Source organism: Ralstonia sp. A12, assembly GCF_000801955.1.
In the GTDB taxonomy this organism is placed as follows: domain Bacteria; phylum Pseudomonadota; class Gammaproteobacteria; order Burkholderiales; family Burkholderiaceae; genus Ralstonia.
In genome coordinates this window covers 253,111-267,556 of sequence record NZ_JSZO01000014.1, presented here as the reverse complement: position 1 = coordinate 267,556, position 14,446 = coordinate 253,111, and the positions used below count along the sequence as shown (strand labels likewise).

The 14,446-nt window shown below is 63.0% G+C and carries 17 protein-coding genes and 1 other RNA gene; 4 read left to right on the top strand and 14 right to left on the bottom strand.

What is annotated here, in order from left to right; translation table 11 throughout:
* Nucleotides 1-9: 9 nt before the first annotated feature.
* A complete protein-coding gene (locus tag PI87_RS18245) occupies nt 10-720 on the top strand; it encodes a queuosine precursor transporter (protein ID WP_039599129.1) in 711 nt (236 codons plus the stop codon).
* 16 nt (nt 721-736) lie between these two features.
* Here PI87_RS18245 and PI87_RS18240 read toward each other — a convergent pair whose 3' ends face one another.
* From PI87_RS18240 to tyrS, 3 genes are read right to left on the bottom strand one after another with little or no spacing between them, the layout of a single operon-like run.
* Complete coding sequence (locus PI87_RS18240; RefSeq protein WP_039599128.1) at nt 737-1,417, bottom strand: histidine phosphatase family protein; 681 nt, start codon at nt 1,415-1,417, stop codon at nt 737-739.
* Between the two features lie 21 nt (nt 1,418-1,438).
* On the bottom strand, nt 1,439-1,951 hold the full coding sequence (gene dtd / locus PI87_RS18235) for a D-aminoacyl-tRNA deacylase (protein ID WP_039599127.1): 513 nt from the start codon (nt 1,949-1,951) through the stop codon (nt 1,439-1,441).
* Nucleotides 1,948-3,219, bottom strand: a complete 1,272-nt coding sequence (tyrS, locus tag PI87_RS18230; protein ID WP_039599196.1) for a tyrosine--tRNA ligase — start codon at nt 3,217-3,219, stop codon at nt 1,948-1,950. The genes dtd and tyrS overlap by 4 nt, the downstream gene beginning before the upstream one ends.
* 175 nt (nt 3,220-3,394) lie before the next feature.
* Here tyrS and PI87_RS18225 point away from each other — a divergent pair, with 175 nt between their 5' ends.
* Complete coding sequence (locus PI87_RS18225; protein ID WP_039599126.1) at nt 3,395-4,561, top strand: anhydro-N-acetylmuramic acid kinase; 1,167 nt, start codon at nt 3,395-3,397, stop codon at nt 4,559-4,561.
* 64 nt (nt 4,562-4,625) lie between these two features.
* On the opposite strand, the gene erpA is transcribed toward PI87_RS18225, so the two are convergent.
* From erpA to rplM, 5 genes are all read right to left on the bottom strand, one after another.
* Nucleotides 4,626-5,000, bottom strand: coding sequence for an iron-sulfur cluster insertion protein ErpA (erpA, locus tag PI87_RS18220; protein ID WP_039599125.1), 375 nt, complete (start codon nt 4,998-5,000; stop codon nt 4,626-4,628).
* Between the two features lie 126 nt (nt 5,001-5,126).
* Entirely contained in the window at nt 5,127-5,531 is a 405-nt protein-coding gene (locus PI87_RS18215) for a bactofilin family protein (RefSeq protein ID WP_039599124.1), read from the bottom strand.
* 41 nt (nt 5,532-5,572) lie between these two features.
* Entirely contained in the window at nt 5,573-6,349 is a 777-nt protein-coding gene (locus PI87_RS18210; RefSeq protein WP_039599123.1) for a DUF6776 family protein, read from the bottom strand.
* 230 nt (nt 6,350-6,579) lie between these two features.
* Complete coding sequence (gene rpsI / locus PI87_RS18205) at nt 6,580-6,972, bottom strand: 30S ribosomal protein S9 (protein WP_004633190.1); 393 nt, start codon at nt 6,970-6,972, stop codon at nt 6,580-6,582.
* A 12-nt stretch (nt 6,973-6,984) separates the two neighbouring features.
* Nucleotides 6,985-7,413 carry a 50S ribosomal protein L13 gene (gene rplM / locus PI87_RS18200; RefSeq protein WP_039599122.1) on the bottom strand — a complete coding sequence of 143 codons (429 nt, stop codon included), beginning with the start codon at nt 7,411-7,413 and terminating at the stop codon, nt 6,985-6,987.
* Between the two features lie 712 nt (nt 7,414-8,125).
* Between rplM and PI87_RS18195 the strand changes: the two genes are divergently transcribed.
* Nucleotides 8,126-8,551 carry an OsmC family protein gene (locus PI87_RS18195; protein WP_039599121.1) on the top strand — a complete coding sequence of 142 codons (426 nt, stop codon included), beginning with the start codon at nt 8,126-8,128 and terminating at the stop codon, nt 8,549-8,551.
* A 26-nt stretch (nt 8,552-8,577) separates the two neighbouring features.
* Here PI87_RS18195 and rnpB read toward each other — a convergent pair.
* From rnpB to PI87_RS18180, 4 genes are all read right to left on the bottom strand, one after another.
* Nucleotides 8,578-8,920: RNase P RNA component class A (rnpB, locus tag PI87_RS28125), an RNA gene on the bottom strand.
* A 19-nt stretch (nt 8,921-8,939) separates the two neighbouring features.
* Complete coding sequence (locus PI87_RS18190) at nt 8,940-9,734, bottom strand: DUF3025 domain-containing protein (protein WP_442965497.1); 795 nt, start codon at nt 9,732-9,734, stop codon at nt 8,940-8,942.
* A gap of 16 nt (nt 9,735-9,750) precedes the next feature.
* A complete protein-coding gene (gene pyrC / locus PI87_RS18185; RefSeq protein ID WP_021196513.1) occupies nt 9,751-10,785 on the bottom strand; it encodes a dihydroorotase in 1,035 nt (344 codons plus the stop codon).
* A 63-nt stretch (nt 10,786-10,848) separates the two neighbouring features.
* Nucleotides 10,849-11,940: a tartrate dehydrogenase gene (locus tag PI87_RS18180; RefSeq protein WP_039599119.1), complete on the bottom strand. Its 1,092-nt coding sequence runs from the start codon at nt 11,938-11,940 to the stop codon at nt 10,849-10,851.
* 181 nt (nt 11,941-12,121) lie between these two features.
* On the opposite strand from PI87_RS18180, the gene PI87_RS18175 reads away from it, so the two are divergent.
* Nucleotides 12,122-12,952, top strand: coding sequence for a class II glutamine amidotransferase (locus PI87_RS18175; RefSeq protein ID WP_039599195.1), 831 nt, complete (start codon nt 12,122-12,124; stop codon nt 12,950-12,952).
* A gap of 68 nt (nt 12,953-13,020) precedes the next feature.
* Here the strand turns inward: PI87_RS18175 and PI87_RS18170 are convergent, their stop codons facing one another.
* Both PI87_RS18170 and gltK read right to left on the bottom strand, forming a co-directional pair.
* Nucleotides 13,021-13,755 (bottom strand): amino acid ABC transporter ATP-binding protein, encoded by a 735-nt coding sequence (locus PI87_RS18170; RefSeq protein ID WP_039599118.1) that lies wholly within the window; start codon nt 13,753-13,755, stop codon nt 13,021-13,023.
* Entirely contained in the window at nt 13,752-14,435 is a 684-nt protein-coding gene (gene gltK / locus PI87_RS18165; protein WP_039599117.1) for a glutamate/aspartate ABC transporter permease GltK, read from the bottom strand. The genes PI87_RS18170 and gltK overlap by 4 nt, the downstream gene beginning before the upstream one ends.
* Nucleotides 14,436-14,446 lie beyond the last annotated feature (11 nt).

Below are 14,446 nucleotides of genomic sequence, written 5' to 3'. Positions count from 1 at the left end.
CCCGCCGCCATGACTACGCAAAGTCCTCAGCGCAACTTCCGCTACTACGACTTCGTCATGGCTGCCTTCGTGACGGTGTTGCTGTGCTCGAACCTCATCGGCGCGGCCAAGGCGGCGCAAATGACGCTGCCGATCATCGGGCCGGTCACGTTTGGCGCGGGCGTGCTGTTCTTCCCGATCTCGTACATCTTCGGCGACATCCTCACCGAGGTATACGGCTATGGCCGCGACCGGCGCGTGGTGTGGGCCGGCTTTGCCGCGCTGATCTTCGCGTCGTTCATGGCGCTGGTGGTACTGGCGCTGCCGGTGGCGCCGTTCATGGCCGATTACCAGAAGAGCCTGAACGACGTGTTCGGCAACACACCGCGCATCGTCGCCGGGTCGCTCATCGCGTTCTGGTGCGGCAGCTTCGCCAACAGCTACACGCTGGCGAAGATGAAAATCTGGACGGAAGGGAAATGGCTGTGGACGCGCATCGTCGGGTCCACGGTGGTGGGCGAGGCGGTGGATTCGTCGCTGTTCTACGTGATCGCCTTCTACGGCATCTGGCCGCACGAACAGGTGCTGCGTGTGGCCATCGCCCAATACATCCTCAAGACCGGCTGGGAGATCGTGGCCACGCCGCTCACCTACCGCGTCGTCGCCTTCCTCAAGCGCGCCGAGAACGAGGATTACTACGACCGCGACACGAACTTCACGCCGTTCCGGCTGAAGGTGTAGCGCGTGCCTTAGCGCGTTAAGGAACGCGCCGATCTACCTCGTCGAGCACCAGCAAATCCAGGTGCGCGACATCGCCCCACTGCAGCACGGTCAGTTGATGCCCATCGGATGAGAGCCGGTTGATGCTTGCGTTGCGCAGCTCGTGTTGGCGCGGCGCGGTGAGCGCCATGGCGTTGGCGTGGCGGTACAGGCAATCGAGCACGCCGCCGTGGCTGACCAGCGCGATGCGCTCGCCTGGGTGGCGGCGGATCAGGCGCAGGGCGGTTTCCACCGCACGCTCGTGGAATTCGGTGAGCGTCTCGCCGCCGGGCGGGGCGAACTCGGGTACGCGGTTCTGCCACGCATCGAATTCGGCCGGATGCTGCTCGGCGACCTCGGCATAGGTCAGGCCCTCGAACTGGCCATAGTGGCGCTCGCGCAGGCCGGCGTCATCGCGCACGGTCACGCCGACTTCGTCCGCCAGCGCCTGCGCCGTCTGCTTGGCACGCGACAAGTCGCTCGCATACACCGCATCGAAGCGTTCACGGGCGAGCGCCTTGCCCAGTTGCGTGGCCTGCTCCAGCCCCTGCGTATTCAGCGGCACGTCGAGCTGGCCTTGCAGGCGGCGTTCACGGTTCCAGTCGGTCTCGCCGTGGCGGACAAGCACGATGTGGGTGATTTGCGGCATCGGCATGGGGATGGCGGCGGCGCGTGGCATCACTGGGCTCTCAAAAACGGGTCAGACAGATTTGGCAGTGTCTCTAGCAACTTCCTGCGCAGTGGCACGCGCAACTTGCGGCGCGACCTGCAGCCAGAACGTGACCGGGCCATCGTTGACGAGCGACACCTTCATGTCAGCGCCGAACTCGCCGGTGGCGACGATGGGGTGCTGCGCACGGGCCCGCGCCACGAAGTGCTCATACAAGCGACGGCCGTCTTCCGGCGCCGCAGCCGGCGTGAAGCTCGGCCGCGTGCCGGATTTGGTATCCGCCGCCAGCGTGAACTGCGACACGACAAGCAAACCGCCTGCCAGCCCGTTGCCGTCGATGTTGCGCACGGGCAGATTCATCTTGCCCTGCGCATCGGAGAACACGCGGTAGTTCAGCAGCTTCTCCAGCAGGCGATCGGCCTCGGCGGGGGTGTCGCCACGTTCAGCGCACACGAGCGCGAGCAGGCCTGGGCCGATCTCGCCGACCACGCGGCCGTCGACACGGACCGCCGCTCCGGACACACGCTGGATCAGTCCAATCACTTCAGCACCACACGGGCGAAGCGACGCTTGCCGACCTGCATCACGAACGTGCCGGCGTCGACCTTCAGGGCCTTGTCGCTGATGACGGTGCCGTCGATCTTCACGCCGCCCTGCTCGATGTTGCGGTTGGCGTCTGACGTGGACGGGCACAGACCCGCCTGCTTGAGCAGTTGCGCGATGCCCAGCGGCGCGCCCGACAGCTCGATCTGCGGAATGTCGTCCGGCACACCGCCACGTGCGCGGTGGTTGAAGTCTTCCAGCGCGCGCTCGGCATCGGCCTGACTGTGGAAGCGCGCGATGATTTCCTGCGCCAGCATCACCTTGCAATCGCGCGGGTTGCGGCCCAGCGCAATCTCCTGCTTCATCAGGTCGATCTCGGCCAGCGGGCGGAACGACAGCAGCGTGTAGTACGTCCACATCAGGTCGTCGGAGATGCTCATCAGCTTGCCGAACATCTCGTTGGGCGCCTCGGAAATACCGACGTAGTTGCCCTTGGACTTCGACATCTTCTCCACGCCGTCCAGCCCGACCAGCAGCGGCATCGTCAAAATGCACTGCGGCTCCTGGCCGTATTCCTTCTGCAGTTCGCGGCCGACCAGCAAGTTGAACTTCTGGTCCGTACCACCGAGTTCCAGATCGGACTTGAGCGCGACCGAGTCGTAGCCCTGCATCAGCGGGTAGAGGAATTCGTGCACCGAGATCGGCACGCCGGCCTTGTAGCGCTTGGTGAAATCGTCACGCTCCATCATGCGGGCGACGGTGTACTTGGCGGCGAGCTGAATCATGCCGCGCGCGCCCAACGGATCGCTCCACTCGCTGTTGTAACGGATCTCGGTCTTGCTCGGGTCCAGCACCATGCTGGCCTGACGGTAGTAGGTCTGCGCGTTGGCCTCGATCTGCTCGCGCGTGAGCGGCGGGCGCGTAGCGTTGCGGCCAGACGGGTCGCCAATCGTCGACGTGAAATCGCCGATCAGGAAGATCACCTGATGCCCCAGATCCTGCAACTGGCGCATCTTGTTGAGCACCACGGTGTGGCCGATATGGATGTCGGGCGCGGTCGGGTCCAGGCCCAGCTTGATGCGCAGCGGCACGCCGGTGGCGGCGCTCTTGGCCAGCTTCTGCTCCCAGTCGGCAGCCACCAGCAGCTCGTCGACGCCGCGCAGCGAGACTTCCATCGCGTGCGCCACCTCCGGCGTGACCGGATACTTGGGTTTGCCCGGCGTGGCGTTGTCGGATGCGGGTGCGTTGGAAGCGTCAGATGCGGTCATGGCAAAAAGAAAGGTCACCGCGCCGCACATGGAAAACGGCGCGAACGGATCAACAATCGGGAAAACAGTGCGTGCACGATGGCCGACATCGATGAAAACCTATCGGCCGCGCAATCCTGGGATTTTACCGTGATGTGCCCGTCCGGCCCGCCATTGCGCTGGTAAGCTGTCGCGCATGAGCCATCTCAACGACACCTCTGCCCGCAGCGACCGCGGCGGTGACCACTATATCGGCCTGATGTCCGGCACCAGTCTGGACGGCGTCGATGGCGTGTTGGCGGACTTTTCCGGCGAGCACCCGGCCGTGCTGGCCGACGCGTACGTGCCCTTCCCGCCCGAGCTGCGCCAGCGCTTTCTGGACCTGCAGCACGCCGGCCACGACGAGATCCACCGCGAAGCGCTGGCCGCCAACGCGCTGGCTTCCGTCTATGCGGAATGCGTTGCCAAACTGCTCACCGCCACCGGCCTGACCCCGCGTGACGTGCGGGCCATCGGCGCGCATGGGCAGACGATCCGTCATCAGCCCGGCGCGCACGATGGTCTCGGCTATACGCGCCAGACGCAGCACGCCGCCGTGCTGGCGGAGCGCACCGGCATCGACGTCATCGCCGATTTCCGCAGCCGCGATATCGCTGCCGGCGGCCAGGGTGCACCGCTCGTGCCTGCGCTGCATCGCGCGTTGTTCGGCCTGCCCGATGCATGGCGCGTGGTCTGCAACATCGGCGGCATCGCCAACCTGACCGTGCTGCCACCACAAGCGGCCGATGCGCGCGACGCCGTGCTCGGCTTCGATTGCGGCCCCGGCAATGCGCTGATGGACTACTGGGTCCACAAGCATCAGGGCACCCGCTACGACGCCGACGGCGCCTGGGCTCGCACCGGGCACGTCGACGCAGCGCTGCTCGCGCGACTGAAGGCCGAGCCGTTCTTCGCTACGCAGCCGCCCAAGAGCACCGGCCGCGATCTATTCAATCCAGCGTGGCTGCAACAAACCCTCGGCGATACGCTGAACACGGCGCGCCCCGAAGACGTACAAGCTACGCTGCTCGCGCTCACCGCTGACACCATCACCAATGCTGTGTGCGCGCATGCGCCGCAGGCGACGTCGCTGCTGGTTTGCGGCGGTGGTGCGCACAACGGTGCGCTGATGGCGCGCATCGCGCAGCAGCTGCCCGGCGTACCGATCGCCCCGACGGACGACTTCGGCGTGCCAGCACATCAGGTGGAAGCACTGGCCTTTGCGTGGCTGGCGCGCCAATGCGTGCATCGCGCGCACGGCAATCTGCATACCGCGACCGGTGCATCAGGCGGCCGCATCCTCGGCGCGATCTATCCGGCGTAATCGCCCAATCCGCAGGCGATAAAAAAGCGCACCGAAGTGCGCTTTTTCTTTGGCGAAGCGAGCGTCAGACCGAGAACGACGAGCCGCAACCACACGTGGTCGAAGCATTCGGGTTCTTGATGACGAATTGCGCACCGTTGATGTCTTCCTTGTAATCGATCTCGGCGCCCACCAGATACTGGTAGCTCATCGAGTCGATCAACAGTGACACGCCATTCTTGGTCATGGTCGTGTCGTCTTCATTGGTGTCTTCGTCAAAGGTGAAGCCGTACTGGAAGCCCGAGCATCCGCCGCCCTGCACAAATACGCGCAGCTTCAACGCCGGGTTGCCTTCTTCTTCAATCAGTTGCTTGACCTTGTCCGCAGCGCTGTCGGTAAAGACCAGCGGAGCCGGAACCTCGTTCACATCGGGCGTGGCTGCCTGCGCGACTGCGTTCATGAAAATCTCCTGTGGGAACGTCTAAAACTTGCCTGTATTTTAAGCGCAAGCTGCAAATCGTGCCGAAGCCCCGGGTTTCAAGAGGATATTGTGCGGTGCGCCAGCAACGGCTGGCCCACCATGTGATCAGTCCTGATTGGACGCGAGCTTGAGGTTGGGCAAGAGCTTCACTTCACCGGGCGCCGAGTGCGCCAGCGTACCCATGACGACCGCACCCTGATGCATTTCGAGTGCTGCGTATTGCACGTTGCCTTCGATGCGCGCCTTGGGCTGCAGCTCCAGCAGCTCCGCCACATGCACCGGGCCGACCACCGTGCCGTTCAGGATCAGGTGGCCGACGTGCACCTCGCCCTCGATGCGCGCGGTATCGGTGATGACCAGCATGCTGGGCTTTTCCGGATCACCATAGACGTTGCCCTTGATCTGGCCATCAATCCGCAGGCCGCCCGAAAAGCGCAGATCCCCCTCCAGCTTGGTGTGGGCGCCCAGCAGCGTTTCGATCGCCAGCCCCTTCTTCTTGCCAAACAGCATCGTCGACTCCTCTTTGTACGGATCCGACAGGCCCCCGCCCGTCAGATGGAAAAACTCTGGCTCGCCTTGATCTTGCCGTTCTGCAACACCTTCACCATCACCGATTTCACCGTGGTGCCGGGTGGGACATCCACCCAACCTTCCAGGCGCTGGTAGTGCGTGAGCTTGACGCGTGTGGCCGCCGCTGTAGCCGCCGGCGCCGAAGCGCCCGCGCCACCGGCCGCGGCACCGGGGAAATCGATCGTAGCAGGTTTGCCTGCCTGCACCACATTCAGCGTGAGCGCCAGTTGCCCCTCGAACTCCGAGACCGGCGCGAAGGCCTTGCCGCCGCCCTGCATCAGCAGAACGCGGAAGTGCATGCGCGTCGGCTGCGCTTCGTCCGGCGCAATCCGGAAGCTGCGCACATAGATGCCAGCGGCACTCGTCTGCGCGGGCAACAGGCTGTCGAAGAAGGCCAGGTCCTCCTTCAACTGCGCGTTCTCGGCTTCCAGCGCCTTGAGCTGCTCGGCCATCTGCGTTTGCGCGCCTTCCGCCATGCCGACACGCGATTCTGCAGTGCCGGCGGCAGCGACAAGCTTGTCGCGCTCAGCCTGGACCGTGGCGAGCTTCGTGGTCAGTTCGCGATTCATGGTGCGCAAGTCACTGTCGTGCGGGCCCGTCAGGCGGCGGCCTTCTTCAAAGGCCCACAGCGCCGCGGCAGCGGCCAGGCCGATCACCACGGCAATCAGCAACACCGTGACCGGCCACGGCAGGCGCGAGCGCACCGTAACATTCGGGGCAAGCACGGAAGCGCGACGCAACAAGCGACGCGCCTTCATGCGGCCACCCCTAGACTCGCGCTGCGAATCAGAATCGGCTTAGAGCAAATTGCGGATTGCATCATACGGATCAAACGCAAACGAAACGTGAATTGTAGTCTCGGCGACATGTCGGAGCTGTTGCAAAGGGTAAGCGAGGCGTCCGACAGATCACACCGTTTGATTAGCGCGCTCAAAACAAAAAACCACACCCGAGGGTGTGGTTCTTTGCTGAAGCAGTGAGAAGCAGATTAACGCTTCGAGAACTGCTTGGCGCGGCGGGCCTTGCGCAGACCGACCTTCTTACGCTCGACTTCACGTGCATCGCGCGTCACCAGACCTGCCTTCGACAGGGCGGGCTTCAGCGTTGCATCGTAATCGATCAGGGCGCGGGTGATGCCGTGACGCACGGCACCGGCTTGGCCGGTTTCACCGCCGCCGACCACGTTGACCTTGATGTCAAACGTAGCTGCGTGGTTGGTCAGTTCCAGCGGCTGACGCACGATCATCAGCGAGGTTTCACGAGCGAAATACTCGTTGATGGCCTTGCCGTTGACGATGATGTCGCCCTTGCCAGACTTGATGAAGACACGTGCCACAGCGCTCTTGCGGCGGCCGGTACCATAGTTCCAGTTTCCGATCATGGATTTGGCCCCTTAGATTTCCAGCGCTTTCGGCTGCTGAGCTTCGTGCGGATGCGAGCCTTCGGCGTAAACCTTCAGCTTCTTGATCATCGCGTAGCCCAGCGGACCCTTCGGCAGCATGCCCTTCACAGCCTTTTCCAGAGCACGGCCCGGGAAACGCTGCTGCATCTTGCCAAACGTGGTTTCGTAGATGCCGCCCGGGTAACCCGAGTGGCGATAGTATTTCTTGTCGGTCGTCTTGGCGCCCGTCACGCGCAGCTTGGCTGCGTTGATGACGATGATGAAATCGCCCGTGTCGACGTGCGGAGTGAATTCAGGCTTGTGCTTGCCGCGCAGTCGGTGTGCCACTTCGCTGGCGACACGCCCGAGGACCTTGTCCGTCGCGTCAATCACGTACCAATCGCGCTTCACCTCATGGGCTTTTGCGGAAAAGGTCTTCATGATTTTTCCAAATATTGAGTCAGTGCCCGAGTGGACCCGTATCGTGCTCAAAGCTTGCGCTCAAACCGCTCACGAACGGATCGTCTTGCGGACGCCTGCGCAACCTCATGCAAGGTCATCGCCGGCCCGCCTTCCCGCTTGTTGGTGCGGGCTCTCCAAAGTTTCTTTCCCGCGGGCAATCCGGAAAAGATTTCGATTGTACCCCGCCAATCACCCTTGACACAAGGAAAAAGGCAAGCCGCCGCTCACGGCGGACGAAAAAAAACCCAAGCCGTTGAGCTTGGGTTTGAATCCACCAAAGGAGGAGGGTGGAGGAGACACCTGCTGATCGTTGACTTGGTGGGTTGCACCGCATCAGCCGATCCAATAGGGGCAATTATACCCATTTCTGGGGCACGCGCAAGATAATTTGCACTACGAAATCGAATTTCGTAATGCGAAATGCACCATGATGCGCATACATCTAACGCCAGTCATTTAAAATCAATGGCTTAGCGAATTTTAGTCACGGTGCATCTGTTGCCTACTAGAAACTTTCTTCCAATTTGAGCCCAACTCAGGTGCATGAGCAACGGGTTGCACCTTTTCATTCAGGTGCCACTGTCAAGGGGAGATCACCCTAGGGTGCCGACGCGGGTTGATCACGATGGCTACAATGTGGCTTTTCGGCGGCACTCGCCGCAATGGCACAAGACAGGCACAAGGATTCGACATGGATTGCACAGTGAGCTGGACCGGCCCGGACGGCATGGCCTTTTTGGCGGAAACCGGCAGCGGCCACCTCGTCACGATGGACGGCGCACCGGACGGCGGTGGCCGCAACTTGGCACCGCGCCCAATGGAAATGGTGCTGTTGGGCACCGGCGGCTGCACTGCCTATGACGTCGTGCTGATCCTCAAGCGCGGTCGCGTGGATGTGCAGGGCTGCAGCGTCAAGCTGCACGCCGACCGTGCCGAGACCGACCCGAAGGTCTTCACGCGCATCCACTTCACCTTCACGGTGACGGGGCGCAATCTCAAGCGGGAGACGGTGGAACGTGCGGTCCAGCTCTCGCACGAGAAGTATTGCTCGGCGTCGATCATGCTGGCCAAGACGGCCGAGATCACGCACTCGCTGGAACTGGTTGAACTGGCCTGATTGATGATCAATCCAGCCGAAGGAAGAAGCGAAGCGAACCGATAAGCCGGATTCTGTGCGCCGCGTGGCCGAAACCAAGCGGCGTGACAACCATTCCTCTAGACCGGCTGTTGCCAGCCGGCTCAAGCTCCCTACCCGCAGACTCAGCGAGCCGCTTCATCGCCTGCTTACTTGGGATTGCTCCGGGTGGAGGTTACCGCGTTTCACCCTTCGCCCTGGCCGAAGCCTGGGCGAAGACTCGTCTCTGTGGCCCTATTCCGCACGTCACCGTGGATGGTCATTAGCCATCACCCTGCTCTATGGAGTCCGGACTTTCCTCCCCCTCCGCTCGCACAAGGCGGCGGAAGCAGCGGTTGTCTGGTCCGCTTCGCGAGGCGCGAGTCTAGCACTATTCAGCGCTGATGCTTTTAGCTGTTGTCCGACGGCCTGGGCGGAATACCGTCGTATCTGAATAGAAAGCGGCGTCTTCATTGGCACTGCACCAGCCGGGGATGCCCATGACGGGCAGCGGCCGAAAATCGCGTGGCGTGAGTTCGGCATCAAGCAGCATGTCAGCCAGTGCGGCATCGAGCGATGCACGGTCCGCCTCCAGCGTGGCAACGCGTACGGGCCAGGCATGCGCCGTGATCGACTTGTAAGGCGTGACCAGCTTTTCCAGCAAGGCATGGCCGAACGGCAGTACAGTGCACGACCGCCCCCACTGCCTTCTTTCCTGAACAAACAAGCGCTGCCAGCCGAAGCCGGTCAGACTGCGTTCGGGTGCCTCATCGGTATGCAGGAAGATGAGCGCATTCTCGTCGAAGAGCGTGGCGGCATCGCGCACCGTGCCACGAACCGCACGGATGCCGTCTCCCGCAATGGCCCGCGCCTGACGCGCGTTGAGCGCCACCTTGGTGCGCGGCCAGTGCAGCCAGATCAGCGCATTGAAAAAGTCGTGCAGGTTGTCCCGCGTCGGCACTTCGCCTGTCGCAGCGATATGGGCTTCGTAAGCAGCGCCGATGGGCAGCGCATCTTGCGGGATAAAGCGCAGCGCTTGCCCGCCAGACGTGCGAATGGCCGAGGCAGCCGGATGCGCGTTCAGCGTATCGCGCAGGTCAGCGCCCTGCCCGACTCCACCGACAATCGCTGCGCCGATTTGCGCAAGCGGTGCGAACGCCGGATGACTCCAGTCGATCGCACTCAAGCCCTCGAACGGCAACTCAGACCGACTTCCAGCGCAGCATTTCGCCGCCACGCAGGGGCACCAGCGTTTGCTCGCCGAACGGGACTTCCGCCGGGAGCTGCCATTGCGAGCGCGTGAGCGTGAGCGTGCCGGCGTTGCGCGGCAGACCGTAGAAGTCCGGGCCGTGCAGGCTGGCGAAGCCTTCGAGCTTGTCGAGGGCGTTGGCGTCTTCAAACGCCTCGGCGTACAGCTCCATGGCGTGCAGTGCGGTGTAGCAACCGGCGCAGCCGCAGGCGTGCTCCTTAACGCCTTTGGCGTGCGGCGCGCTGTCGGTGCCGAGGAAGAAGCGCGGATGACCCGAAGTGGCCGCGGCGACCAGTGCCAAGCGGTGCGTCTCGCGCTTGAGCACGGGCAGGCAGTAGTAATGCGGGCGGATACCGCCCACAAACAGCGCATTGCGGTTGTACAACAGGTGATGCGCGGTGATGGTCGCGCCAACCGGGCCTTCGGCATCACGCACGTATTCGGCGGCCTGCTTGGTAGTGATGTGCTCGAACACGACCTTCAGCTCAGGGAAGTCGCGGCGCAGCGGCAGCATCACGGTGTCGATGAAGACGGCTTCGCGGTCGAAGATGTCGACGGTCGGGTCGGTCACTTCGCCGTGCACGAGCAGCGGCATGCCGACTTCCTGCATCGCTTCGAGCGTCTTGGCGCAGCGGCGCAGATCGGTCACGCCGGCATCGCTGTTGGTGGTGGCGCCGGCCGGATACAGCTTTACGCCGTGGATGAAGCCGCTGGCCTTCGCCTCGCGGATCACCTCGGGCGAGGTGTTGTCGGTCAGGTACAGCGTCATCAGCGGCTCGAACTGCGTGCCCGCCGGCAGCGCGGCAAGGATGCGGTCGCGGTAGGCGCGCGCCTGCGCGGTGGTCGTCACCGGCGGCTTGAGGTTGGGCATGATGATCGCCCGGCCGAACTGGCGCGCGGTGTCGCCCACCACGTCGGCGAGCGCGTCGCCATCGCGCAGGTGCAGGTGCCAGTCATCGGGGCGGACGATAGTGAGAGTGTCGGTCATGGTGCGTAGGAAAGCGGTGAGCGAAAAACGAAAATCAGAGAACGAGGAAGACGGCGTCCGGCGTCATGCCAGCGCCTCGGCAATGGCACGGCCCAGGTCAACGGTACTTGCCGTGCCGCCAATGTCGCGCGTGAGCGGCGCATGGCCGGGGCCTGCGGCCAGCACATGCTCGATGGCCGCCAGCACAGCTGCGCCCGCTTCGGGTTGACCGAGGTGTTCGAGCATCATGGCGGCACACCAGATCTGGCCGATGGGGTTGGCCACGCCCTTGCCCGCGATGTCCGGCGCCGAACCATGCACCGGTTCGAACAGGCTCGGATACGTGCGGTCCGGGTTGATGTTGCCCGACGGTGCAATGGCAATCGTGCCCGTGCAGGCCGGGCCCAGGTCAGAAAGGATGTCGCCGAACAGGTTGCTGGCGACCACCACGTCGAACATCTCTGGCTTCTGCACAAAGTGCGCGGTCAGGATATCGATGTGGAACTTGTCGACGTTGACGTCTGGGTAGACCTTGGCCATCGCCTCCACGCGCTCATCCCAGTACGGCATGGTGATGGAGATGCCGTTGGACTTGGTGGCCGACGTCAGATGCTTGGCCGGACGGCGCTGCGCCAGGTCGAAGGCGAACTTGAGGATGCGGTCGACACCGGTGCGGCTCATGACCGTTTCCTGGATCACGATCTCGCGCTCGGTACCGCCGTACATGCGGCCGCCGACGCTGGAGTACTCGCCCTCGGTGTTCTCACGCACCACATAGAAATCAATCGCGCCGGGTGCGCGCGGCTGCCCGTTGCGGTCAACCAGCGGGCTGCGGATGCCGGGCATCAGGCGCACCGGGCGCAGGTTCACGTACTGGTCGAAGCCGCGCCGGAACTGCAGCAACGAGCCCCACAGCGAGATGTGATCGGGCACCGTATCCGGCCAGCCGACCGCGCCGAAAAAGATGGCGTCATAGCCGCGCAGGGTGTCGAACCAGTCGTCGGGCAGCATCTTCCCGTGGCGGGCGTAGTAATCGCAACTGGCAAAGTCAAAGTGATCGGTCTGCAGCGTGAAGCCGAATTTGCACGCCGCCACATCCAGCACCCGCAGGCCCTCGGGGACGACTTCCTTGCCGATCCCGTCTCCGGGGATCACAGCGATGCGATATGCGTTCATGGAAATGGGTCCGATAGTGCGACGGTCGGGATGCTACGTTTGGTGGCAAATCTGGCGGGGTGCGGCGTCAGCGCAACGGCCGGTCGCCAAGGGCATAGCCGTGAAGACCAAGGCGCTTGGCACCCCCGGCGGCCAGCAGGATAATGGCTATTTTATTGCATCCGACTTTTTCTTCCCCACCATGTGCCAGCTGCTAGGCATGAACTGCGCCGAACCGACCGATGTGACGTTCTCGTTCACCGGGTTCGCCGCGCGCGGTGGCGTAACTGACCACCATGCCGACGGTTTCGGCGTCGCCTTCTTTGAAGACAAGGCCTGCCGCCTCTTCATCGACAACCAGTCCGCCGGCACCTCGCCGGTGGCAGAGTTGGTCAAGCGCTACCCGATCAAGTCCAAGAACGTCATTTCGCACATCCGCAAGGCGACGCAGGGCACGGTGCGGCTGGAAAACTGCCACCCGTTCATGCGAGAGCTGTGGGGTCGGCACTGGATCTTCGCGCACAACGGCGACTTGAAGAACTTCTCGCCGTTCCTCTCGGGCGTCTACCAGCCGGTGGGCGACACCGACAGCGAACTCGCCTTCTGCTTCATCATGCAGGCGCTGCGCAAGCGCTTTCCGGGTTCGCAGCCGCCGCTCAACGAGCTGTTCTACGCGCTGTCCGACATCACAAAGGAAATCACCCGCTACGGCGTGTTCAACTTCCTGCTGTGCAACGGGCAAGCGCAGTTCGCGCATTGCTCGACACGGCTGTACTACATCGTGCGGCAGTGGCCGTTCTCGACGGCGCACCTGATCGACGCCGACATGACGATCGATTTCGCCAAATACACCACGCCTGCCGACCGTGTGGCCGTGATCGCCACCGCGCCGCTCACCGACAACGAGGTCTGGACCCAATTCGTGCCCGGCGAGTTGCTGATGTTCGAATCGGGCCAGGCCACCATGGCGACCAAGGTGCCGATTCCGGCAGACGTACAGGCCGCCAACGCAGCAAATACGGCCTGCACCTGACCCCAGCATCGCCCAACAAAAAAGCCGCTCCCGAGAGAGCGGCTTTTTTGTTGCCTTGAACCCTGTGCTTAGTGCGACAAGATCTTCGACAGGAACTGCTTGGCGCGGTCCGAACGGTTCTCGATGTTGCCAAAGAACTCTTCCTTCTCGCAGTCCTCAACGATGTGGCCTTGGTCCATGAAGATCACGCGGTTGGCGACCTTGCGGGCGAAACCCATTTCGTGGGTCACGCACATCATGGTCATACCTTCCTTGGCCAGTTCCACCATCACGTCGAGCACTTCGTTGACCATTTCCGGGTCCAGCGCGGAGGTCGGCTCGTCGAACAGCATGCAGATCGGGTCCATCGACAGCGCACGGGCGATGGCCACGCGCTGCTGCTGACCGCCCGACAGTTGGCCGGGGTACTTGGCAGCATGTGCCTTCAGGCCCACGCGATCCAGGTACTTCAGGCCCTTGGCCATGGCCTCGTCCTTCGAACGGCCCAGCACCTTCTGCTGTGCGATCGTCAGGTTCTCGGTAATCGACAGGTGCGGGAACAACTCAAAGTTCTGGAACACCATGCCCACGCGCGAACGCAGCTTCGGCAGGTTGGTGCCCTTGGCGCCCACCGAGGTGCCGTCGACGAGGATGTCGCCCTTCTGGAACGGCTCCAGCGCGTTGACGGTCTTGATGAGCGTGGACTTGCCCGAACCCGACGGGCCGCACACCACCACCACCTCGCTCTTCTTCACGCTGGTGGTGCAGTCGGTCAGCACTTGGAACTGACCGTACCACTTGGAAACGTTCTTGATCTCGATCATTGGGTCACCTTCTTCTGAAGTCGCTTCACCAGCACGGAGGCGCCGAAGCAGATCACGAAATAGCACAGGCCGGCAAACAGCAGCAGCTCGACGATACGGCCGTCGCGCTCGCCAATGTTGTATGCCTGCGTAAAGAAGTCCGACAGCGCGCTCACATACACCAGCGACGTATCCTGGAACAGGACGATGGCTTGGGTGAGCAGCAGCGGAATCATGTTGCGGAAGGCTTGCGGCAGGATCACCAGGCGCATGGCCTGGCCGTACGTCATGCCCATCGCATAGGCCGCGAACATCTGCCCGCGCGACACGCTCTGAATACCGGCGCGGATGATCTCCGAGTAGTACGCCGCTTCGAACAGCGCGAAGGCGACCAGCGCGGACGTCATACGCATGTCGGTGGCAGGCGACAGATCGAAGATCTTCTGCAGCACCTGCGGCACGATCAGGAAGAACCACAACAGCACCATCACCAGCGGGATGGAACGGAAGAGGTTCACGTACGCCTGGCCGAACCACTGCAGCGGCTTGATGCCAGACAGGCGCATCATCGCCAGCAGCGTGCCCCAGACGATGCCGACCAGGATGGCCGTGCCCGTGATCTCGAGCGAGAGGACCATGCCCTCGCCGAGCACACGCATGTTGTCGGCGGTAATGGACGAGAAATCGAATTGATAAGCCATGAAGAGTCCTC